Source organism: Emticicia agri (assembly GCF_004168285.1).
Lineage (GTDB): Bacteria > Bacteroidota > Bacteroidia > Cytophagales > Spirosomataceae > Emticicia > Emticicia agri.
Window position 1 is genome coordinate 57,278 of sequence record NZ_SEWF01000002.1, and the last position, 22,437, is coordinate 79,714.

Sequence of the window (22,437 nt, forward strand, 5' to 3'; positions counted from 1 at the left end):
CAAAATTGTTCAACAAAATTGTTTAATTAGAATCAAAAAAATATGGCCGGAGCCATTTTGTAAAACTAAGGTCTGATACCATTCAGCACAAAGGCCTTTATTTTATCTCTTCTTTGCCTGATGAATGCTTTCATACCTTCGTCGTCTCTGTTTTCTTTTGCTTTTACATAATTCATTGTCAGGTAAGGCACGGCACATAGGCCATAAATATTCATAATCAGGTCTTCTCCGGTTACTTCTTCGCCCACATTTCCTGTTTGTTTCTCCTGTTTAAGAATTTCATCTAATTGAAATGGAATGGTATCTTCTTGTGAATGTGCTAAAAAATAGGCTAACTCTTCTGATTCATTAAATAGATTTATGATAAAACTGGGTAAACCGGGTTTTGCCTCAAACAAATCATTCACTACCTCTACAATTCCGCCTATCAATGTTTCTAAATCAACCTGCTGACCAATGAGACGCTTCATATTAGCAAATACCAGACTCAGCGTACTTTCCAGAACTTCCTGAAAAAGTGATTCTTTCGTTCTGAAATAGTAATGTAACATCGTACGGCTGATACCTGCTTCTTCGGCTATCTGGGTAGTGCGTGTACCCTTAAATCCGTTTCGATGAAATACTTTTTCAGCGGCTTGCAGTATTTTTTGTTTGGTGTCGTGGTCTATTTTGGGCATAAACTAAATTGTTCGACAAAATTGTTTATAAAAAAATTGTAAAGCAAGTTTTTTGAACAAAGTTTTTATGATTATATCTGACTTTCTACTTTCAGTTCGGTGTTCTGACAATTGCCAGCCTTTTCATTAACTCATTTCTTCTATTTTGCGGAATAGGGATACCCATATTGAAATGATTAAGATAAATGTTTTCTGAATCAAATCTATGCAGAAAATTAAGATTGACAATATAAGAGCGTGATATCTGGTAAAAATTATTGCCTGAAAAAAATTGCGCCAGATAGCCCAAATTCATCGAAAACATGAAGGGATTTTTTTCTTCTTTCACAAATACCCACACATAGGCTCTATCAGCCTTTATGCATAATACATCTGACTTCTTGATTCGCTGATGCCCTTTTTTATGTGGCAAAAAAATACTCTCTGACCTTGTTGGATTATCATCTTCTTTATTCAACATGTAATGATTATATGCTAATTCTATCTGAAAAACCAATTCTTTATTACGGAAGGGTTTAAAAAGGTAGGCAGCCGGATTCAAAACTTTTGCTCTTTCGAAAGTATTTGATTCTGAATTAGCCGTCAGGAAAATAACAGGAATAGAATAATTACTTACTATATCTTTAGCGGTTTCAATGCCATCTTGTGCTGAATTGCGTAAAATAATGTCCACCAACATCAAATCCGGTATTTCTCGTTCAATAGCCCGAATGGCTTCTCCATGATTTTTAGCAATGGCTGTTACCCGATGCCCATGTTTTTCCAGTATTTCTTTCAAATCAGTAGCTGTAATGATATAATCTTCGATAATCAGAATATTAAGATTTTTCATAGTTTTCAAGCAATTTTAAACGTAAAAGTTGACCCATTGTTAAATTCATAGCTAAGATGCCCATCTAATTGATTTACCATCATATTGATTAATTTCATGCCAAACGATTCTTTTTTCTGAAAACTTACCGATTTCAGTCCATTGTCTTTTATGCGCATAGTTATCTGATGATTCTTTTCGCTTAAGTCAATACTCAATACAGGAGCAGGGTGCTCTGCAAAGGCGTGTTTACAGGCATTGGAGATAAGCTCATTAATCATCAGTCCTAAAAAGACTGCTTTCTCGGCTTTCAAAGGACGAATATTGATGTGATACTCTAACTCGACCTCTTCTATGCCATAAGAGTCAAAAATCATATCAGATAGATTATGAATAAAGAGTTCCATATCAATTTTATCCAACTCTTTTGTATCATATAGTTGTCGATGCAGTACTGCCATTGCTTCAATGCGTAACTGGCTTTCATCAATAGCCTGCTTGGCTTTCGAATCACTTAATTGGTTTGATTGTAAGCTAAGTAAACTGGAAATAATTTGGAGGTTGTTTTTTACCCGATGGTTCTGTTCCTGAATAAGAATAGCGTTATGCTCACTCAGTAGTTTTTGCTTTTGGTAAAGCTTATATAGATAAAAAACAAGAATGATAAAAATGCTTATAAAAACGCCTGTTAAAATCAATAAATATCTTTGCTGAAGAATCTCCTTCTGGTTATTTTCAAGTGCTGACTTCTGTAATTTTAACTCTAAGTCTTTTTTCTCGGTTTCTAATCTTATACGCCACTTGCTTACGCTTCCTTCTCTGTCTGAGTTTAATATTTCATATTTATATGATTAGTATTTTTCTTTTGCCTTATAGGCTTTTTGCCAATCTCCCATAGCTTTATAATACTTGTCATACGTTTCATAATGTGTAACAACAATATACTTATCAAATTTATAGCCTTGGTCAATGAGAGCCTGAGACCCTTCAAGTATCTTCTTTGCTCGTTTGAAATCTTTGAATATAAGGTAAGCATCTGCAAGCTCTGTACGAGTTCTCAGCCAGGGAGATTCCGGTTTCTCTTTCTGTTTTATCATTACCGCATATTCAAGATTAGGCAAGGCGCTTTTATCATGTAATTTCATATATATTGTGCCCATTACCTCCCTTACTCCTCCAAGATGCTTTTCAGATTTATCTTTCAAAGCCAATACCTCCAGTTTCTTGAAATAATACAAAGCACTATCATAATCGGGTCTTGGATTAAAGTCGGCCATATGAATCATTCCATATAAGTAATAAGCATCTCTTATACCTTTTTCAACTTTATGTTCTTTAAATATCTGTACTGCCTCATTCAACATGGCTTTGGCTTCGTTAATGTGCTTCTGCTCCAATTCAAAATCTGTTAACCTCAAATAGACTTTTCCTGCACTATACCAATTTTTATGACGCTCATTGATTCTCAGAGAGAGGTACATTAGCCGATAAGCCTCCGGGTAATTATGCTCACTTCCACGCATTTTGCCGAGTAAATAATAACCCTCTGCAATCTGAATCGAGTCATTCTTACGGATACCTTCAGCAAGGGTAGATTCTGCATAAAGAAGTTTTTCATTGACAGGTTTTTGTTGTGCATTAGCCATATAGCTGTGGCATATAATATAGATGTATAACAACAGCCGGGTTGTATAGGAGTAAGATAAGGTCATAGAAAAAGTTATTTATCCAAAAGTAGCTTTAAAGCGACATAGATATAGGAGATCGACTTTTTATTTTTTTAACGGTACTTATTTGGAAAGAAAACATATTGATTGGGAAGATAAACCCAGGCTTTGATGATAGTACCGATGACGCTAATAAATATATCAGATATACTTGTATGGCTTTAAGTCTATCATACAATCAGAATATGAAAACAATGAGATATTTCTTCATACTATTAGTATTGACGGTAATGCTGATAGCTTGTACAAAATCGGCTGATGAACCCACTCCTGATGATAACGACAACACTGACCCAACTCCGAGTACAACTGTTAAAAAGGCAACGGGTGAATGGATTGCTGCTAATGACGGAGCAGGAGGTTTTACTTATCCTGAATCTTTTAGGAATTACTTGTTTATATATGAAGTAGAAAGTAACAACCAACTTATTGCATATGAACTAAGCTCACCCGACATAGAAGTTGCTTTTTTTCTATACAATAGTAACGGCGAAAGAATGTGGCAGTCTGAACGTGGACGGATTGTCAAAGGTGAAGCAAAACTTAATGCAGGGAAATATTATCTTTCGGTTGTATCAGAACGATATGCATTAGGGAAGTTTGAGTTAAAAATTGGAGGAGTGAAAAAGGATATTGTTAAAGTGCCTTTTGAAATACAGAAATCTGGTGAAAAATCATGGGGAACGAATGGTGGTGGTGGAATAGCCGTAACCCCTAAAAACCATATTTATACCTTTGAAGTAACCGAAGATAATACCTATATTGACATAGAGATGGAATCAAAAGATACAGAAATTGGTCTTTACCTATATGATACTAATGGGCAGGAGGTTGAACGGCATTTAGGTCAGAGAAGGCATTTTATCATAGCAAGACTTAACAAAGGTACTTATGCAATCATGGCCGCTACCAAAGTGCGCGGTTCAAGAGGAAATTATACCCTTAAATTATTGGGTAAAGTTAAAAATCTCAAAAAACATGAAGTTTCTGAAAAAGTAATGGAGGGAAACATGGCCAGTAATAAGGATATAAAGACTTTCACTTTTGAAATTACCGAAGAAAATTCGCTGATTGATTTGCAATTAACCTCTGCAACTCTCAAAGTTGGTTTAAAATTATATGATAGTGATGGGCAATTGGTTGGAGATGATGGTTATACAAGTTCTGCGATTCTTGTTGGAAGAGTAAAAAAGGGAACCTATAAACTTATTGCATCTTCTAATCCCTATGTTGCAAGTCCTAGTGGTAATTTCAAATTGGTAGCTGTAGGTAATTTCAAGTAGAAATATTACATAATAGGTAGTCAAATAAAACCGTATGAAAAAATATATATACTGCTGTTGGCTAATCATGTTTATGGTAGTGCCTACAATGACCAATGCTCAGACAAGTAGCGGCTCAAAACCTTTACCAAAAAAGAAGCCAGCCACTACTAGTAAGCCAAATGCTGAAAAAAAAGTTTCTAATAGTGGTGGTAGTTCAGGACAATCCTTACCCAATAAACCAAATGCAGATAAGAAGGTGACCTCTAATGGCAGTGGTAATTCAGTACAGTCTTTGCCCAAGAAGCCAAATACTGATAAAAGGGTGTCTGCTAATAGCAGTAGTAGTTCAGCACAGTCCTTACCCAATAAGTCAAATGCTGATAAGAAAGTTTCTAATACCGGAAGCTCAGGGTCAGTTAATAGTCAGTCTGCTGTTAGCACTACTGATACAAAAACCGCACGACCTAATCAAAGCAATGACAACAAGTCTGCCACTCAAACAAAGGTAGCGCACCCAGTACAAACTGTGCAACCCAAGTCTGAACCTGTGCGTAAATATGAAACATCATCTTCAAAAAGAAGCAACTTTGCAAGTGGGGGCGGATATGCAAAAGGAGATAACCTTCTGAATGTTGGCATAGGCTTGTCGTCCTACTACTATGGCAATCCTATAGGTATTTCGTTCGAGAAAGGCATAGAGAAAGACCTCAGTATAGGTGGGCAATTTGATTATAATTCAGGTAGTTATTATGGCTATTCAAGTGGTTATAAAGCCTATTATCTGGGTGCAAGAGGTTCGATTCACCTCTGTCGTTTGTTGAAAATCAATGTCGATAAACTTGATTTATATGCGGGTCTTGGTTTGGGTTATCGACACTTTAGATGGAACGATAGTTACTATGGCAACAATGGCGGCTTGTTCTTTAATTATTTTATTGGAGGGAAATACTATTTTACAGAAAAATTCGGAGGTTTCACAGAACTCGGCTATACAGGATTATCTTCAGTCAGAGTTGGACTTGCCCTGAAATTCTGAACCCGGATTTTGTTTGACAGAAAATTAAATTAAAAGTATGATAACAGATATACGAAAGGCTTCAGCTACTACTTTGTCCATAGTTGCTATTTTAATTGTGTTGTTACTCTGGCATCTGATAGTAGCTTTTACTCCCAGAATAAAACTGGCTGGTCTATTTCTGGCAAAACCTGCCGAACCGGGATACGTATGGCAGAATGCCAACCATGCTGACGCACGCCTCTTTTGGCAAAATACCGATGTAGTATGGCAGGAGGGGCTTGAACACCCGGAATTTAAAGCAGAGTCGGCTGAAATAGAGGGCGATTGGAATCCATTGCCGGGTTATAGATTTATAGACAAAAATAAGGGATTGCATACTATCTGGACTCCTGGCCTGCTGCACCCTGATTATATGGCTTGGTCAGACAAAACTGAGGAGCGCTGGTTGCCTGTCACAGGGTATCGATTCACTGAAGAGGGTGATGAGGTTGATTGTGTCTGGGATCCAAACAAAGACTATCCTGACCTAAAAATAAAAACTACCGATGCCACGGATCAATACTTGCCATATCCGGGGTATGTATTCGTTGAACCAAATACATCTCTGAAAGTAGTATGGGTGCCCGGTACTGTAAATTATGAACAACCACATTTAGTTGCCGGAGTTACAGAAGGTACCTGGAACCCAAGATATAATTATCGTCCATCCCGTATGTCAGATAGTGATAAAATAAAATTAGCAGCCGCCGCCATTATTACCTACAAGGTAATCTCCCATTTGTGATTTTGTTTAAATATGGAATTTTATGTCCATATTTAAACAAAGTAATATCCCACAAGCAAGATTTGAAAACTTAATTAGAAGTCATAAAATTTTCAAAATATTATCATGTAAACAGAGCCTGAAAGAGACCAGATTCAGTCTCTATTTATTTGGAAATTAACTTAAGTTTCCTGAATAGAAAAAGGAAGTATAACTACTTCACCAACTCCAGCTTCTTCGCAAACTTCTGGGCCTTTAATGATAACTCGGTAGCTAAGAAACAATGGTCTTGTGTCATAGCTGTTTCAGTTCGGTTCACGATATCGCTTACTAACTGGCCGCCAAATGGCAGAGGGTCTTTACTGCAATCAATGTATTTAGTCTCTTTGTTATTAACTAAATACAAATTATTACCAGTGTCTTTAATAGCAATATCTATGTTTTTACGAATTTCAATAAAGCCTTCAGTCCCTAAAATAGTCAATCGGCCGTCGCCCCAGGTTTTTAGTCCGTCAGGTGTAAACCAGTCTACCCTGATATAACCTGTGCCACCATTGCCTTTCACCATCGCATCACCAAAATCTTCAAAAAGCGGGAACTCAGGATGATTTACATTACCCACCTGTGAACTGATAACCTCACCTTTGGTAGAACCTGTAAAAAACAGAAACTGGTCGAACTGGTGAGAGGCAATATCAGTAATGATACCCCCAAACTTGCTACGGTCAAAAAACCATTCCGGTCGGGTTTTGGTATTCATTCTGTGTGGGCCTAAGCCAATGGTTTGTATTACTTTACCAATCACTCCTTCTTTGATTAATTCACCTGCCTTTACGGTTGCTCTGTTTTCGAAGCGCTCGCTATACATAATTGAATAGATGCGCTTGGTTTCTTTTTGCACTTTTCTTGCCTGTGCTAATTGCTCTAAGGTTGTAATACCGGGCTTATCGGCCATAAAGTCTTTCCCATGTTGCATGGCTCTGATACCGATTGGTGCACGTTCGCTGGCAATGGCAGCGCTTAAAATCAATTGAATTGAATTATCTTCCAACACTTCTTTCTCACTATTAGCCTGTTTTACATTCGGGTATCTTTTTACGTAAGCTGCCATTAAATCAGGTTCTTTGGCATAAACAGCTACTAACTCTCCACCACCTCGTATAATAGCCTCTGTCATACCATAGATATGGCCATGATTGAGCCCAATTACTGAAAAACGAATGGCTGGTGCCAAATTTTTATGAATATAAGGTGCTTCTATGGTACTTGACTTTGCGGCAATTTCATTCACAAGGCTTGAAGAGAGTACCAACCCTGCGGTACTTGCCAGGCTATTCTTTAAAAAGTTACGACGGTTGTTCTGATTGTTTTCCATAGTTTAATCAGGTAGGTTTTATTGGGTTTTGGTTGCCAGTTTTAAAGCCTGGGTTGTTGTATAATATTTGGCAATCATGTTGGGTACTTCCCATGCAGGTAATTTGCCCTGTTTCAGAAATTCAAGGTATTTTTCGGCTACTCTGCCAAAATGTGCTTCGTGTCCTTCTTTGTATTGCTCCGGAATGTCCACTTCCCAGCCCTTAGCATTTTTCTTTACACTTACCCCCGGATATTTTTTTGCTACTGCTGCCACAGCCTGCATTAAGCCTGTTTCATAGGTTTTATCGTTGCCGGCAGGTTCGATGTATAACGTGGGTTTATAGTTTTGCTCGGCTCCTTGTCTGATAATAAGATTTGCTTTGGTACCTCGCATGATAGAATAGTGCGTATCACCACCACCCTCAGGTGCCTGATAAGCCCATATAACTGATGCTTTGGCATGTACACCCTTTAGCTGGTAATTGATTTCACCGTTTGAGTAGACCTTTAATACATCATTTACCACATCTTTTTTCAGGTAGTCAGGAAAACCGCCTGTTTTAGTAATGGTTTTAAACTGGTTCAAAGTCATATCAGTTGTCCAGCGACGGGCATTGGTCAGCTTGATGTCTTTCTGATAATCAATCACCTGCTCAGGGAAACATTCCCATTGAATCAGGTCAACCAGGTGCGTAGTTACATCAACAATGCCTTCTCCTTGCTGGGCAACATCCATAAACCAAGATGGGCGGGTCAGGACACTGCCAGATACATATTTGTAGAAATGATGCACACTTTCTTTGGTTACGGCAGGATTATCAGCCGTTCCTTTTTCTAATTTCCCAAAAGCCGACGGTAACATCGAAAACTCTCTTTGCAGCATGGTAGTAATCTCATAGCGCTCGGTCATGATGTCGTAAAGCATTACCTTCTTCTGAGCAGCGGTAGCAAAGGTTTTTTTGAGTTTGTCAAAATCTTTGCCATCGATTATCATAGGTTTATCGGCCAGTACATTCAACCCGGCATCAATTGATTTTTGAATATAGTCAGCTTTAATACGGTTATTTCCGGCAATCACTACCACATTGCCTGCTTTTTCAGCCAGCATTTTTTCAAGATAATCAGGGCCTGTATAAGTTTTCTCGTCCCATGCAGTAGGATTATCCTTGCGGGCATTATAGCCTTGAATGCGTTGCAAGTGAAAGTCAAGGTCGGCACCTGCAGGAGCATATACCCGTACTTCGGGGCTTACTCCCGGAAACATGTTTTTCTGTACCAGAGCCGCATGAAAATGACCTGGGTCAAGGGTAATCAGTTTAATTTCTTTTGAAGTCTGGGCAGATACTTCTTGATTGAATAACATATTGAGTACTAAAGCAAACCCCGTTGCTAACTGTTTTTTTCTCATCAGGTCTGATATATGGTTATTTATTCACTTTTATTGCATAAGCACTTCTTTGTTCGCGAGACAAAAGTGCGTTGGCTTCGTTGTCATTTTTAAAACGCTCTGTAGCAGGATCCCAATATAATTTTCTTTTCAGTTTCATGGCGGCATGGTGCAATAAGCAGGCCGTACATGAACGATGACCGATTTCTGCAGGTGCAATGGGTTCTTTGCGTGAGGCAACACTTTCCAGCCAGTTTCCGTGGTGGTCGGTGCTTACGGGCAGGTGCAACTCATTCGGGCCGATTTCTGACGTAATCAATTTAGGGTCGCTGGCGTCTAATTTTTTGGCGGCATTCTGTTTGGCTATCGGGTCGCTTGAAGTAACAGCACTATCACCACGTGAAACAAAAATCCATCCTTCAGTTCCCTCAAATCTGATTCCGTTCGGAATCTCATTGCTGATAATCATTTCTACTCCATTGTCATATAGCGCATGGGTCGTAAATATGCCATGCACATTCCACAAACCACTGGTCGGAAAATCGGCTTTACCCCATATTTCAATCGGGCCCGAATACTCTTTATCCATTCCCCAGTGCGCAATATCAATATGGTGTGCGCCCCAACCTGTAATCATTCCAGCCCCAAACTGTTCGCAACGCAACCAGCCCGGACGCTCAAACCCTACATTGGGGTGTACCCGTTTTTCGGTATAATATACCTCCGGTGTTGTACCTAACCACATATCATAGTTCAGGTTTTTCGGGATAGGCATCTGAGGCTCTTCATTGCCTGATGGGTCGCCTGGTAAACCTACATATACTTTCTGCAATTTACCTATTCTTCCGTTTCTTACCAACTCTGCGGCATATCTGAATTGTGAAGTTGACCGTTGCTGGCTACCAATCTGTAATATTCTACCCGATTTCTTTACTGCATCAGCCATCATTCTGCCTTCGGCTATGGTAAGCGAGGCAGGTTTTTGTACATACACATCTTTTCCGGCTTCTACGGCGTGTACTACAATGGGTGCATGCCAGTGGTCGGGTGTGCTTACAATTACGGCATCAATATCTTTATTCAATAATAATTCTCTGTAATCGCCATAACCTGTAACGCCATTAAATTCCTTCCCGGTCTTTTTGGTATAATAGCCATTAACTAATTTCTGTGCTAATTCTACACGAGTGCTATCCAAATCGCATACAGCCATAATCTGTGCAGAATCGTGTTTCCATACGCCCGGCATATCATGCCCACGGGAAATTCTTCCTACACCGATAGCCCCTACATTAATTCGGTTGCTGGGGGCATTTTTACCAAAAACAGAAGAAGGCACTATAGTAGGCAGACCTGCTAATAGTGTACTGCCGGCTAATACGCCTTTACTACCCAAATCAAGGAATTTTCTTCTCGAAATATGATTATTTTTTTTAGTAGTCATAGAATTTATGCAATTTACATTGGTTAAATAGAAGTGTTCAAACAAGGGATTATGTGGCCGTAATTACAGCCACATGTATTAAAGGTATCCCGTTTTCAGTAGAATTGTTTCATATAGTAGAATCAAGGTTTATAGGTGGAATGACAAGGTTGAAAATAGAAATATAATTCAGAGGTCAGGTGTTATAGAAAAAATACAATTATTTAATATTTTTCCTTAACCATGTCTCTCACTTTAATCATTACTAAAAAACCAAATTCAGAAGAATATTACAGTTATTTTTGCACTTAACAAAGACTTTTATGACTATTTTTTATATTTCCATGACAATTTCTATCGGTTCCGTTTTCGGGAACGTTCCCGATAGTTTTCAGAAACTTGTAAAAATTATAGATTTTTTGATTATGGATAGTCTGATGAAAAGACAGTTTTATAATAGAATGATGTAGAAAAAAATGAGGTACATTAGAAAAATATAATTTCTTTGTTTTTGTCCTGAACTGTGATTAAGCTGATTTGATGATTACACTGAAATTACTTTGATTGTTATTTGTCCTTTCTGTAATTCAAACATCATAATTGACATCAGTGCAATCATCAAATCAGCTTAATCACAGTTCAAGACAAAAAAAAACCTTATTTTTCAGCCTTACTACCCTAACCTAATGGAAACCGACAAACTTAAGAGAGAAATTGATATACTGGGCCTGGCAGCCAATACCATCAATATGATTATTGGGGCAGGTATTTTTATCTTGCCGGGTCTGGTAGCCGCATATCTGGCCGAAGCCAGTATAATCGCTTATATATTCTGCGGTATTCTGATGTTTACCATTGTTTTGTGTTTTGCCGAAATCGGTAGCCGTGTTACTGTTACCGGAGGAGCCTATGCTTATATTCATGATGCCTTTGGTGATTTTGCAGGCTTTCTGGCAAATGCCCTCTTCTGGTTTGGCACAGGAGTACTGATAAATGCGGCTGTAATTAATGCGATGGCAGATATGCTAACTATTTATATCCCATCTCTCCACATGCTTGCTTATAGAAGCCTGTTTTTTGTATTGATTTTTGGCAGTTTTGCCTGGATAAATATCAGAGGCGTGAAGTATGGTAATTCGATGGTGAAAATCAATACAGTTGCCAAACTGGTGCCTTTATTCTTACTCATTGCGGTTGGCGTCTTTTATGTGTCAGTAGATAATCTCAAATGGCAGTCATTTCCTACACTTTCTAATATAGGCGGTGCATCTTTATTACTATTCTTTGCTTTTGGTGGGGGAGAAGCCGCATTGAGTGTAAGTGGAGAAACCAGAAATCCCAATCGGGTAATTCCGATGGGTATTTTGTTAGGTATGGGAATTGTCATTCTACTTTATATCATTATCCAGTCTGTAGCTCAGGGGGTGTTGGGGACAGAGTTAGTGAATCATAAAGATGCTCCGTTGGCAGCGGTTGCAGAGAAGATTTTCGGACATTTTGGGGCTACATTAATCACTATCGGCGGTATTATTTCTGTTTTTGGTTCGTTAAGCGGTTCAATTTTATCCTATCCCCGGGTACTATTTGCAGGAGCACAAAGCGGATGGGCTCCGGCCTTTATTGCTAAAGTTCATCCCAGATATGCCACGCCATACTGGGCTATTATCGTTTATACCATCTTAGATTTTATTTTTGCCGTTACAGGCGGTTTCCGGCAACTGATTATTGTTGCCAGTGCTTCCTTACTAATCATCTATCTGGGTGTAGTATTGGCGGTTGTCAAATATCGTCTCATGAATAAAACTTCTGCCGAAATTCCATTCAAATTGCCTTTTGGCTTATTCATTCCATCTATTGCTGCTATCTCCATTATATGGTTTTTATCAAACCTTAAAATGCCGGAATGGATTGGGGTGGGCATAGCTATCCTATCGCTCTCAGCTATTTATTTGATAATGAAATTGTTAAGGCGCGGCAATTGAGTGCTGATTATGGGACTTTTTTGTTGGTTTTTTTGTTCATTACTGGCGGATAATAAGGATAATACCACTATTCTCGTAAAAATCAGTTAATTTTGTAACATGATTATAAGACCGGAAAGACCCATAACAGATTGGCTACCACTCACTTTGAACGAAGTAGAGAAAAGAGGTTGGGACGAAGTAGATGTTGTACTCGTTTCAGGAGATGCCTATGTTGACCATCCTGCCTTTGGAACGGCTGTTATCGGGCGTATTATTGAGAGCGAAGGATTCAGAACCGCTATTATTGCACAGCCTAACTGGAGAGATGATTTGCGGGACTTTAAGAAATATGGTCGCCCGAAGTATTTCTTCGGGGTGACGGCTGGCTGTATGGATTCGATGGTGAATCATTATACAGCTAACAAGCGTTTACGTTCGAATGACTCCTATACACCGGGTGGTGAAGCTGGGTATCGTCCTGATTATGCCACAACAGTTTATACCAAGATATTAAAAGAACTCTATCCTGATGTGCCTGTATTAATAGGAGGGATAGAGGCTTCATTAAGAAGGGTAACTCACTACGATTATTGGAAAGACCAATTGATGCCTTCAATCCTGGTAGACTCAGGGGCAGATTTATTGGTATATGGCATGGGTGAGCAGCCTTTGCGTGAGATACTGAAACTGGTGAAAAAAGGTGTACCGCTCAATACTATCAGGAATGTAAATCAGGTAGCTTATTTACAAGATAGTTCAGAAGCGTTACCTGACGATAGAGGCTGGAATACAGTTGAATTGGCAAGCCATGAGGTCTGTCTGAAAGATAAAATCAAATATGCTTCCAATTTCAAGATAGTAGAGGTAGAATCGAACAAGTGGCAGGCAAACCGTATTATTCAGAAAGTAGGTAATGAGACTTTGGTAATTAATCCACCGTTCAAGATTATGGACGAAAAGGAAATCGACCAGTCGTTTGATTTGCCTTATACCCGGCTACCGCACCCCAAATACAAAAAACGTGGGCCGATTCCGGCTTACGAAATGATTAAGTTCTCGATAAACATGCACCGGGGCTGTTTTGGGGGATGTAGTTTCTGTACCATATCTGCCCATCAGGGCAAATTCATTGCTTCCAGAAGCGAAGAATCTATCCTGAAAGAAGTTGACCAGATTGTGCAACACCCTGAATTTAAAGGCTATATCTCTGATTTGGGTGGGCCATCGGCCAATATGTATCGCATGAAAGGCAAAGATGAGTCTATCTGTGCCCGTTGTCAGGCACCAAGTTGTATTCATCCTGTTATCTGTTCAAACCTTGATACCTCGCACAAGCCATTAACCAAAATCTATCAGAAAGTAGATGCACACCCCGAAGTGAAAAAAGCCTTTGTAGGGTCGGGTATCCGCTACGATTTATTGGTGGACGATTTCAATAAAAATAATCAGGACGGCAATCACGACGAATACATGGAGCAGTTGGTAACGCGCCACGTATCAGGTCGTTTGAAAGTTGCTCCTGAACATACCTCTGACGATACGTTGCGTGTAATGCGTAAGCCGTCTTTTAAGTATTTCAAGAAATTCAAACAGAAATATGATAAGATACAGGAGAAGCATGAGTTAAAACAACCATTGATTCCTTATTTCATCTCCTCTCATCCGGGTTGTGAAGAGGCTGATATGGCAAATCTGGCCGCCGAAACCAAAGATTTAGGCTTCCAGTTAGAACAGGTGCAGGATTTTACGCCTACGCCTATGACAGTAGCCGAAGTTATCTATTATTCGGGAGTACATCCTTATACTTTACAACCTATCAAAACAGCTAAAACCAAAGAAGAAAAACTGGCACAAAACCGATTCTTTTTCTGGTATAAACCCGAGTTTAAAAGCTGGATTCGTAGTCGTTTGCATAAACTCAATCGAGCCGATTTAGCTGACCGTTTGTTGTCTAATCCTAAAAAGAAAATACAAGGCAATGAAGTTGTAGGGGTGGTGAAGAATAAGAAGAAGAGGTTTAGGTAATTTCAGGCAATACCATAAAATCTTTCCCATAAAACCTCTCTTTTACGTCGTGAAACTAAAACAGAGGTTTTATTTTTTAATACCACTTTATTTTCTTCGATGGTCTCAATCTGTTGCAGATTCACTAAAAAAGAACGATGCGTTCGGTAAAAGTAATTAGTTGCAATAAAGCGTTTTTCTAATTCGCCCAAAGTTGTCGCTACAAAAGCTTTTTTGCCATCTTCGAATACAATAAGCGTATAGTTAATATCAGCCAGCAGAAAGAGCACTTCTGCCGGATTTACTTTTTGACGGCCACCGATTGAGATTAATTTAGTTTCCATGATTATAAAAGGTTTTAAGCAAAGGTTAATTGAGATTTTGAAGAAACCCTCCTCACAAAGAAGAGGGTTTAGTAGCTTAAACCGAAAGTATTATGCAAAATGGGAATACATTTTATTTTTTATCTTCGCTTGTTGCTTCTTTGGTTTCTGATTTTTTTGATAGAGCCGCTTCAATACTTGCCAGACGACTCTCAAAACCCTTATTGTCTGATTTCAATTGCGTATTTTCTTTTTGCAATTGTTCAATCATAGCTTGTTGTTCCTGCATGGCTTTAATCATCGGAGCCAAAAGGTCATTATAACGTACTGAGTAATATCCTTTGTCGTCTTTATGAAGTATGCCCAGGCCTTTTGCACCTGCTTTATTCAGGGTTGCTTCTAACTCCTGAGCAATTACCCCCATTTCTAAATCTTTATTGGTATTTCCAATTCTATGATAACTCACTGGGCGGAGGTCTTTAATAAAGTTAATCCCTAATGAAACTGGGAGAATGTTTTCTTTCCAACGTTTGTCAGAAGTAACAGTCCAGGCAACCTGTACACCTGCATAAGTAACAGCAGCGTCACCCACTCTTACCTGATTACTACCTGAAGCGCTTGGTGGTTGGGCATTATAGCCGATAAGGGTATTATTTGAACCGCCAGTCTGGAAATACCCTGCGGAATTTCCTACGAATGTATTATTGTTACCAGAGGTAAGAAGTTCGCCGCTAATAGCACCTAAAGCTGTATTACCAGAGCCAACGGCTCTTGGTATTGCTCTTTGACCAACTGCTGTGCTTCCATCTCCGGTGGTATTAGCTCTCAGCGCTTCATCGCCTAAAGCAGTATTCCAACTACCTGTGGTATTAGCTCTCATAGAGTTAAATCCTATTGAATTATTATAGTTTGCCCCATCACTATTTACCAGTGATTCAAATCCTATAGCTGTATTTCTGGTACCAGTCTTGTTTGCTGATAGTGAAAGGCTTCCCACAGCAACATTATAAGTTCCTGTAGAGTTATTGATTGCAGCCTGATGCCCGACTGCTGTATTATTTGTCCCGGAATTATTGGCATAAATAACACTTCCTCTTAATGCCTCATTGCCAAGGGCTGTATTCCCTGTAATGCTACTTCCCGTGGCGTTCATCAACTGCATGGCTAACCTACCTATTGCAGTACTTCTATAACCTCCAACATTACCACTTAATGCCTGATAGCCAATGGCCGTATTATCAATACCTGTTGTATTTAATTCTAAAGCCCCGTGCCCCATTGCTGAATTATATAAACCTGTAGTATTGCCAGCCAGACTTGATCGGCCAAGAGCGGTATTCGAAGTTCCGGAAGTATTATTTTTCATAGATTCATTACCAATAGCTACATTGCCCGTACCTGTATTATTTGCTGGAGTAGAACTACCTTTCAATGCACTATATCCAATAGCAATATTGTAACTATTACCGCCTGCACCTGTATTATCAGCATAGTACATGGCCTCCTGCCCGATAGCAATGCTTCCACTCTTGGTATTATTACTATATAAAGCATCATGTCCTATCGAAATGTTTTCGTTACCTGTTGTATTCTGATACAGACTGCCTATACCAAAAGCTGAATTAGCAGTTCCTGAGGTATTCGACAACATACTTCCTTGTCCAAAAGTTGAGTTGTAACTCCCTGTGGTATTACTTTCCAGACTTGCATAACCATAAGCTGTATTAAGTATCCCAGTAGTATTACTCACCATCGATTCATGACCTATAGCAGTATTTCCAATTCCGGTATTATCAGCAGCAACACTACTGCCTCTTAAGGCTCTATATCCAATGCCTATATTAAAAGTGCTAGCTTCTGTCGACGTATTATCAGCATAGTACATTGCTTCTTCACCAATGGCAATACTTCCACTTTTAGCATTGTTCGAGTATAAGGCATCATGTCCAATAGCGACATTTGAATTTCCGGTTGTATTACCTAATAAACCACCGTTTCCGACAGCTGTATTATTATTACCGGTAGTATTATTGATTAAGTTACCTTGTCCGAATGCAGCATTATTACTCCCTGTGGTATTAGATTGCAAGCTTGCATAACCATAAGCGGCATTCAATTGTCCGGTTGTATTTTCCAACATCGACTCAAAACCAGTAGCTGTGTTGCCTACACCTGTGTTATTGGCGGCAGTAGTGCTGCCTCTTAGCGCTTTATATCCGATACCAATATTATAGCTATTCGCTGCTGTTGTAGTGTTATCAGCATAATACATGGCCTGGTCACCAATGGCAATACTTGTACTTTTAGCTTTGTTAGAGTACAAAGCATCATGACCGATAGCCACGTTGAAACTACCCGTAGTATTGCCCAATAAGCTTCCATTTCCAAAAGCTGAGTTGCCAATACCAGTAGTATTACTGATTAAGTTGCCTTGCCCGAAAGCGGAGTTACTGGTACCTGTTGTATTCGAAGACAAACTCGCATACCCATAAGCGGAATTAAACTGTCCGGTTGTATTATTTAGCATCGATTCAAAACCTGTAGCGGTATTGCCTGTGCCCGTATTGTTGGCAGCAGTGGCACTACCCCTTAAAGCTCTGTATCCGATACCGATATTAAAACTATTACCGGCGGTTTCAGTATTGTCAGCATAATACATTGCTTCATCGCCAATCGCAATGCTTGTACTTTTGGCTTTGTTCGAATACAAGGCATCATGCCCTATAGCGACGTTGAAATTTCCTGTGGTATTATTAAGCGCACTGCCATTTCCAAAAGCAGAGTTACTGCCTCCAGTCGTATTGTAGAGTAAATTCCCTTGGCCAAAAGCAGCATTCCCACTTCCGGTGGTGTTAGACTGCAAACTGGCATATCCAAAAGAAGCATTGAATTGTCCGCTTGTATTACTCGTTAATGCCTGATGTCCGACTGCCGTATTACCAGTACCTGTATTATTAGCAGGGGTTGTGCTGCCTCTTAAAGACTCAAACCCGACGGCCGTATTAAAGCCATCACCTGCGGCTGCATTGTCATCAGCATAGTACATAGAGTAATAGCCTATAGCGGTATTTCTTGATTTGCCTACACTACTGAACAATGCATATGCTCCCAAACCGGTATTAAAACTCCCGATACTATTTGTTCGTAATGCAGCAAGACCCATAGCCGTATTGGCATTTCCGGTAGTAGTAAAGTAGAGCGACGACATCCCCATTGCGGTGTTATACATACCTGAGGTGAGCAAAGTAAACGGATAATAACCAAATGCTGTATTACTGGGGTCTTTTGTAGGTGATCCTCCTGGGGCAGCAGTTCTTCCGGTTGTAACACCCTTAGGTGTAATTGTGATGTTACCATCATTGGGATCGGTAACAAACATCTGGGCAAAAGTCTGAGCAGTCATTAAGCCTATCACTAAAGAGAGGATAAATTTTTTCATGGTCAATGCTTGGGTTTAATTGAAACTAGAATGTGAATCTCGGATTTCAAATTTGTTATTTAATGGTGGTAAATCTTTGGCAAAATATATTTTGCTAATAAAGTTTTTTTGCAAAACATTTTGCAAAAGAGTATTTTTATAAAACTTATTCCATGAAAAGGCCTATTAGATAATGCTACTCAAAGACAGAGTATATCTGTACGAATTACGCGAGCAATTTCTACAGAAAATTGTAGATGACTGGGATGTAAAATGGGAGGGTGATTTTGAAGAATTTGTTAGTTTTGATACCCTCAAAAGTAAAAATGCCTTTTTAGAATCGCTCTTGGCTGATATAGAAGAAAACCTGCATCAGCAACTGAATGGCGAAGCAAAAAAATACTTATTCAGTAAAGATTTCCTCCGAAGATTCATTTTTGAATACGGAGGCAAAGAAGTTCGTATTCAGATGCATTCTCGTACAGGCATTGCATTATATTTAGGTTATACCAACTGGGAGGATTTTCTTGAAAAAAATAAAGAAATTGATAAACAGCCCGTTAGTATCAATTACATAAATGTCAACGAATCTCTACTGCCTGCCCTTAGTAAGACCCAGCTTATGCAATTAAACAACGAGCCATTTGCTACTTTTCAGGAAGTAAAGCCTGATTCTAAAAAAAATCTGTTCAGGGTTTTATATAGTATCTTAGCACTCATATTGATTGGAACTGGTGGCTATTTCTTGTTAAATTGGTGGATTACCCGACCTTTTTCTGCAGACGAACTCAAAGATGTGCAATTTAAAGTCATCAAAACTGTGGGGCAATATCCGCAGGCTGTACGTATCGCCTACGATTTAGGTACCATAAACAGAGTAAAAAACGTGGAAGTAGAATTAGGTGTAGGGCGGATCATCTCTAACAAGAGTGTGATTAGCTACATAACAAAAAGCGACAAACTTCGTGACACTATTTCGCAAACCTATTTTTATCCGGGCATTTACCGGTTAAAACTAATTGTCAATGGCAGAATAATAAAAGAATTGAATCATATTGTTTATTCACGTCCGAATCAATGGGCATCGTGGGCATTTGGCGTAGCTTATGAAAAAAACTGGATAACGAATATCAGTACTGTTAATGATTACATAAAAAATGGGGTTTTGCATTTCGACCCCAAAAACATGCCTGATGAAATAAAAGATAACGATAAAGATTACAGCCAGTCAGTACATGCGCTTACACAACCTTTCGGTATAAATTCAGACAGTCTTACATTTGAGGCAAGCATGAAAAACCCTGAAAGCGAGGGGGGGGAAGGCTGCTACAATATGGAAGTGATTATTATGGATAAAAACTTTAATCTTTTTTTAGTCGGATTTACCACAGTTGGTTGTACAGATTTTGCCAAGCTGACGGCAGGAGGAAATGTTTTCAGGAGAACCACTCCGCATGAAGGCAAAGATTATGATTTACATGAATTTGGCGTAAATCAGGATAAGTGGAATAAGTTTAAAGTACAGGTCAAAGGCAATATTTTAACAATTTTCATCAACGAAAAACAGGTTTTTAAAAATACTTTTAAATTTAAAGAGACTCCGGCAGAAGTAGCAGATATACGTTTTACTTTTAATGGCACAGGCTCTATTGATTGGGTAAAGTTATCTGATTCTTACACGGGAAAATATGTCTATCAGACTGATTTTGATGAAGACGAGAATCCCGAAAAATAGTCTATCTGCTTTAATTATTTTTATCCAGAAAACTTCATCTAATATCTAAATTCCTCAGAATGATTAACGAATTATATCAAAAAGCTTTTGAACTTGACCAGAAAGATGAATTAGCCCCATTCAGAGAGGAATTTGTCAACGAACCCCATACTATTTATCTCGATGGTAATTCTTTAGGGAAACTACCCAAAAAAACGATTGAACAAACCAACAATTTAGTAGCCAACCAATGGGGTAAAGGACTGATACGCAGTTGGAACGACCATTGGATAGACCTGCCACAAAAAACAGCCGCTAAAATTGCTGAAATAGTAGGCGCACAGCCCGACGAAATATTTGTAGGAGACTCTACTTCCCTCAATCTATACAAATTAGCTTTTGCCGCTTTACATCTGAATCAGCAAAAAAAGAAAATCATTTCCGATAACCTCAATTTTCCGACTGATTTGTACATTTTACAGGGATTGATTCACCAGCAATTCAAAGATCACTCACTAAGTATCATAGAAAGTCAGAATGGGATTACCGTTTCAGAAAAACAATTTGAAGAAACAATAGATAACCATACGGCTTTAGTGGTATTAAGCCATGTGGTTTTTAAAAGTGCTTTTATGTATGACATGGCACAAATCAATGCCTTAGCCCACCAGAAAGATGCGTTGGTTATCTGGGATTTAAGCCATTCGGTGGGTGCCGTTCCCATCAATCTGAATGAGTCCGAGGCTGATATGGCCGTGGGGTGTACTTATAAATACCTCAATGGCGGGCCTGGTGCACCTGCGTTTCTATATGTTCGCCGGGACTTACAAAAACAATTGCAAAGCCCTGTCTGGGCGTGGTTCAGCCATCAGGCACCTTTTGATTTCAGTCTTGATTATCAGCCCAAAGATTCTATTCAGCGTTTTGCCGTAGGTACGCCGTCTGTTTTATCTTTAGCTGCCATAGAAGCAGGTCTTGATATTACTATAGAGACAGGCATAGACCGCTTGCGAGCCAAGAGCCAGCAACAAACCGAATTTTTGATTGAATTAATACAGCAGCTATTAGTGCCAATAGGCTTTAGTATCGCTTCCCCATTAGATGTCAATCAAAGAGGCTCACATATTTCTATCCGTCACCCTGAAGGTTATCGCATCAGTCAGGCCATGATTAAGCCCAATGATGGTTCAAAAATCATTATCCCCGATTTCCGTCCACCAGATAATATCAGATTAGGTATTGCACCCTTGTATAATACTTTCACTGAATTGGTGGATAGCGTAGAGCGGATATGGAAAATTGTAACAGAAGAGCAATTTAAGAGTTATAGTAATGAAAGAACTGTTGTAACTTAGAGTATGTTTAAACTTTATGATTCGACCTTCGAAGCCATCTTTTCTGGCTATACTGCGTTGCATTTTTTCGATGTAGCTGCTGGCTACATCTGCAAAATGGCGCCTTGTCTATATAGAAAATCTGTGCTTTTCGGTCAGAATAACAAAATTTAAGCATACTCTTAATTCAAGTATTCACACAAATATGCAAAAAACAAATAAATTCAAATCTAAAATAGCCTTTCTGGCTTACTATCAGATAGCAGGCGGTACCGTCGGTATTCTGCTTTTAATCTGGCTCATAGCATCTACATTTCCTGTACAGGGTATGAGTATTCTGTTGTATTTATTGATGGCGGTTTTCTTTGGTTTATCTATCTGTAGTGGCTGGTTACTAATCGAAAAGAGAATTGAGGCAGGACTGACACTTTCAAAAATCAATCAAATCTTACAGATATTTGGACTCGCCTTTGGAGGTTTTGCTTTTGAATATGTAGCAGGAGTAGCAGTATTTATAGGAATTAATTTAGAAGATAGCGCCAGTTTTATGTTTAATTTCTCATTCTCTAAACTTGAATTATATGTTAATAGCAGTAAAGATTTTGCTAAAGTCGAAGTCAATCTGATAGCTATTTATCTGGTTTATTTGATTATAAAATTGCAGAATGCTATAGCTTCTGATAGAAGATTAGGTGTTTCAGAGGAAGATGCATAATAGGTCTGAAAAAATATAAGCTAACCAAAAAGGTTGACGAAGTCCTGATTTCTAAAAGTCAGGACTTTTTTATTGTAAAACCTTGTCGCAATAACACTATGGTATATAACAGCCGATAGTTTACAAAAAATATCTCAGAAAATTTGCGTAACCGAATTGTTACATATATGTTTGTAACTGATTGGTTACATAACTAACATAAACAATGAGAAGAGATGTTTTTCAGGCCATAGCCGACCCCACCAGAAGAAATATTATTGGCTTAATAGCCAATCAGACCATGAACCTGAATGCTGTGGCCGAACAATTTGATATAAGTCGCCCGGCTATATCCAAGCATATCAAAATACTGACCGAATGTGGTCTGATTGTCATCAGGCAGGAGGGACGTGAACGCTATTGTGAGGCCAAACTGGAGAAATTGAATGAGGTATCGGCATGGGCAGACCAGTATCGCCAATTCTGGACAAATAAATTAGACGCTTTAGATAATTTTTTAAAAAATCAGAACAGTTAAATTCACAAAAACCAGTACAAA

General features: G+C 38.9%; 18 protein-coding genes. 9 read left to right on the forward strand and 9 right to left on the reverse strand.

From position 1 onward, the window contains the following. Positions 1-65 precede the first annotated feature (65 nt). From EWM59_RS01335 to EWM59_RS01350, 4 genes are all read right to left on the reverse strand, one after another. Positions 66-677: a TetR/AcrR family transcriptional regulator gene (locus EWM59_RS01335; RefSeq protein WP_130019142.1), complete on the reverse strand. Its 612-nt coding sequence runs from the start codon at positions 675-677 to the stop codon at positions 66-68. A gap of 91 nt (positions 678-768) precedes the next feature. Continuing rightward, entirely contained in the window at positions 769-1,509 is a 741-nt protein-coding gene (locus EWM59_RS01340) for a response regulator (RefSeq protein ID WP_130019143.1), read from the reverse strand. A 5-nt stretch (positions 1,510-1,514) separates the two neighbouring features. Further along, positions 1,515-2,186 carry a sensor histidine kinase gene (locus EWM59_RS01345; protein ID WP_165372079.1) on the reverse strand — a complete coding sequence of 224 codons (672 nt, stop codon included), beginning with the start codon at positions 2,184-2,186 and terminating at the stop codon, positions 1,515-1,517. A gap of 153 nt (positions 2,187-2,339) precedes the next feature. Beyond that, a complete protein-coding gene (locus tag EWM59_RS01350) occupies positions 2,340-3,200 on the reverse strand; it encodes a hypothetical protein (protein WP_130019145.1) in 861 nt (286 codons plus the stop codon). A gap of 209 nt (positions 3,201-3,409) precedes the next feature. Here EWM59_RS01350 and EWM59_RS01355 point away from each other — a divergent pair, with 209 nt between their 5' ends. Genes EWM59_RS01355 through EWM59_RS01365 form a run of 3 tightly spaced genes read left to right on the forward strand, consistent with a single transcriptional unit; the run spans position 3,410 to position 6,282 of the window. Next, on the forward strand, positions 3,410-4,498 hold the full coding sequence (locus tag EWM59_RS01355) for a hypothetical protein (protein WP_207219925.1): 1,089 nt from the start codon (positions 3,410-3,412) through the stop codon (positions 4,496-4,498). A 34-nt stretch (positions 4,499-4,532) separates the two neighbouring features. Next, positions 4,533-5,516, forward strand: coding sequence for a hypothetical protein (locus EWM59_RS01360; protein ID WP_130019147.1), 984 nt, complete (start codon positions 4,533-4,535; stop codon positions 5,514-5,516). Between the two features lie 37 nt (positions 5,517-5,553). Further along, the gene (locus EWM59_RS01365; protein WP_130019148.1) at positions 5,554-6,282 is read left to right on the forward strand and encodes a hypothetical protein; all 729 of its coding nucleotides are present in this window, start codon (positions 5,554-5,556) and stop codon (positions 6,280-6,282) included. A 193-nt stretch (positions 6,283-6,475) separates the two neighbouring features. Here the strand turns inward: EWM59_RS01365 and EWM59_RS01370 are convergent, their stop codons facing one another. From EWM59_RS01370 to EWM59_RS01380, 3 genes are all read right to left on the reverse strand, one after another. After that, the gene (locus EWM59_RS01370; protein WP_130019149.1) at positions 6,476-7,636 is read right to left on the reverse strand and encodes a Gfo/Idh/MocA family protein; all 1,161 of its coding nucleotides are present in this window, start codon (positions 7,634-7,636) and stop codon (positions 6,476-6,478) included. A gap of 18 nt (positions 7,637-7,654) precedes the next feature. Further along, on the reverse strand, positions 7,655-8,980 hold the full coding sequence (locus EWM59_RS01375; protein WP_229239257.1) for a putative oxidoreductase C-terminal domain-containing protein: 1,326 nt from the start codon (positions 8,978-8,980) through the stop codon (positions 7,655-7,657). A 61-nt stretch (positions 8,981-9,041) separates the two neighbouring features. Further along, a complete protein-coding gene (locus EWM59_RS01380; protein WP_130019151.1) occupies positions 9,042-10,448 on the reverse strand; it encodes a Gfo/Idh/MocA family protein in 1,407 nt (468 codons plus the stop codon). Positions 10,449-11,113: 665 nt separating this feature from the next. On the opposite strand from EWM59_RS01380, the gene EWM59_RS01385 reads away from it, so the two are divergent. Next, positions 11,114-12,409, forward strand: a complete 1,296-nt coding sequence (locus EWM59_RS01385) for an APC family permease (protein WP_130019152.1) — start codon at positions 11,114-11,116, stop codon at positions 12,407-12,409. A 99-nt stretch (positions 12,410-12,508) separates the two neighbouring features. Further along, entirely contained in the window at positions 12,509-14,416 is a 1,908-nt protein-coding gene (locus EWM59_RS01390) for a YgiQ family radical SAM protein (protein ID WP_130019153.1), read from the forward strand. 2 nt (positions 14,417-14,418) lie between these two features. Here the strand turns inward: EWM59_RS01390 and EWM59_RS01395 are convergent, their stop codons facing one another. Further along, positions 14,419-14,739, reverse strand: a complete 321-nt coding sequence (locus EWM59_RS01395; protein WP_130019154.1) for a LytR/AlgR family response regulator transcription factor — start codon at positions 14,737-14,739, stop codon at positions 14,419-14,421. 112 nt (positions 14,740-14,851) lie between these two features. Continuing rightward, the gene (locus tag EWM59_RS01400; protein ID WP_130019155.1) at positions 14,852-18,157 is read right to left on the reverse strand and encodes a tail fiber domain-containing protein; all 3,306 of its coding nucleotides are present in this window, start codon (positions 18,155-18,157) and stop codon (positions 14,852-14,854) included. Positions 18,158-18,329: 172 nt separating this feature from the next. On the opposite strand from EWM59_RS01400, the gene EWM59_RS01405 reads away from it, so the two are divergent. The 4 genes from EWM59_RS01405 to EWM59_RS01420 all read left to right on the forward strand — a co-directional run bounded on the left by EWM59_RS01405 (position 18,330) and on the right by EWM59_RS01420 (position 22,416). Beyond that, on the forward strand, positions 18,330-19,871 hold the full coding sequence (locus EWM59_RS01405) for a hypothetical protein (RefSeq protein WP_130019156.1): 1,542 nt from the start codon (positions 18,330-18,332) through the stop codon (positions 19,869-19,871). A gap of 59 nt (positions 19,872-19,930) precedes the next feature. Beyond that, on the forward strand, positions 19,931-21,205 hold the full coding sequence (gene kynU / locus EWM59_RS01410; protein ID WP_130019157.1) for a kynureninase: 1,275 nt from the start codon (positions 19,931-19,933) through the stop codon (positions 21,203-21,205). A gap of 184 nt (positions 21,206-21,389) precedes the next feature. Further along, positions 21,390-21,899, forward strand: coding sequence for a hypothetical protein (locus tag EWM59_RS01415; RefSeq protein ID WP_130019158.1), 510 nt, complete (start codon positions 21,390-21,392; stop codon positions 21,897-21,899). A 205-nt stretch (positions 21,900-22,104) separates the two neighbouring features. Beyond that, complete coding sequence (locus EWM59_RS01420; RefSeq protein ID WP_130019159.1) at positions 22,105-22,416, forward strand: ArsR/SmtB family transcription factor; 312 nt, start codon at positions 22,105-22,107, stop codon at positions 22,414-22,416. Positions 22,417-22,437: the final 21 nt, after the last annotated feature.

What these genes read in the sequence shown, in the direction of transcription:
- EWM59_RS01420 (WP_130019159.1), top strand. Translation starts at nt 22,105, where the DNA reads ATGAGAAGAGATGTTTTTCAGGCCATAGCCGACCCCACCAGAAGAAAT.
- EWM59_RS01390 (WP_130019153.1), top strand. Translation starts at nt 12,509, where the DNA reads ATGATTATAAGACCGGAAAGACCCATAACAGATTGGCTACCACTCACT.
- EWM59_RS01405 (WP_130019156.1), top strand. Translation starts at nt 18,330, where the DNA reads ATGCTACTCAAAGACAGAGTATATCTGTACGAATTACGCGAGCAATTT.
- EWM59_RS01335 (WP_130019142.1), bottom strand. Translation starts at nt 677, where the DNA reads ATGCCCAAAATAGACCACGACACCAAACAAAAAATACTGCAAGCCGCT.
- EWM59_RS01395 (WP_130019154.1), bottom strand. Translation starts at nt 14,739, where the DNA reads ATGGAAACTAAATTAATCTCAATCGGTGGCCGTCAAAAAGTAAATCCG.
- EWM59_RS01365 (WP_130019148.1), top strand. Translation starts at nt 5,554, where the DNA reads ATGATAACAGATATACGAAAGGCTTCAGCTACTACTTTGTCCATAGTT.
- kynU (WP_130019157.1), top strand. Translation starts at nt 19,931, where the DNA reads ATGATTAACGAATTATATCAAAAAGCTTTTGAACTTGACCAGAAAGAT.
- EWM59_RS01380 (WP_130019151.1), bottom strand. Translation starts at nt 10,448, where the DNA reads ATGACTACTAAAAAAAATAATCATATTTCGAGAAGAAAATTCCTTGAT.
- EWM59_RS01350 (WP_130019145.1), bottom strand. Translation starts at nt 3,200, where the DNA reads ATGACCTTATCTTACTCCTATACAACCCGGCTGTTGTTATACATCTAT.
- EWM59_RS01355 (WP_207219925.1), top strand. Translation starts at nt 3,410, where the DNA reads ATGAGATATTTCTTCATACTATTAGTATTGACGGTAATGCTGATAGCT.
- EWM59_RS01360 (WP_130019147.1), top strand. Translation starts at nt 4,533, where the DNA reads ATGAAAAAATATATATACTGCTGTTGGCTAATCATGTTTATGGTAGTG.
- EWM59_RS01370 (WP_130019149.1), bottom strand. Translation starts at nt 7,636, where the DNA reads ATGGAAAACAATCAGAACAACCGTCGTAACTTTTTAAAGAATAGCCTG.
- EWM59_RS01400 (WP_130019155.1), bottom strand. Translation starts at nt 18,157, where the DNA reads ATGAAAAAATTTATCCTCTCTTTAGTGATAGGCTTAATGACTGCTCAG.
- EWM59_RS01385 (WP_130019152.1), top strand. Translation starts at nt 11,114, where the DNA reads ATGGAAACCGACAAACTTAAGAGAGAAATTGATATACTGGGCCTGGCA.
- EWM59_RS01375 (WP_229239257.1), bottom strand. Translation starts at nt 8,980, where the DNA reads ATGTTATTCAATCAAGAAGTATCTGCCCAGACTTCAAAAGAAATTAAA.
- EWM59_RS01340 (WP_130019143.1), bottom strand. Translation starts at nt 1,509, where the DNA reads ATGAAAAATCTTAATATTCTGATTATCGAAGATTATATCATTACAGCT.
- EWM59_RS01415 (WP_130019158.1), top strand. Translation starts at nt 21,390, where the DNA reads ATGCAAAAAACAAATAAATTCAAATCTAAAATAGCCTTTCTGGCTTAC.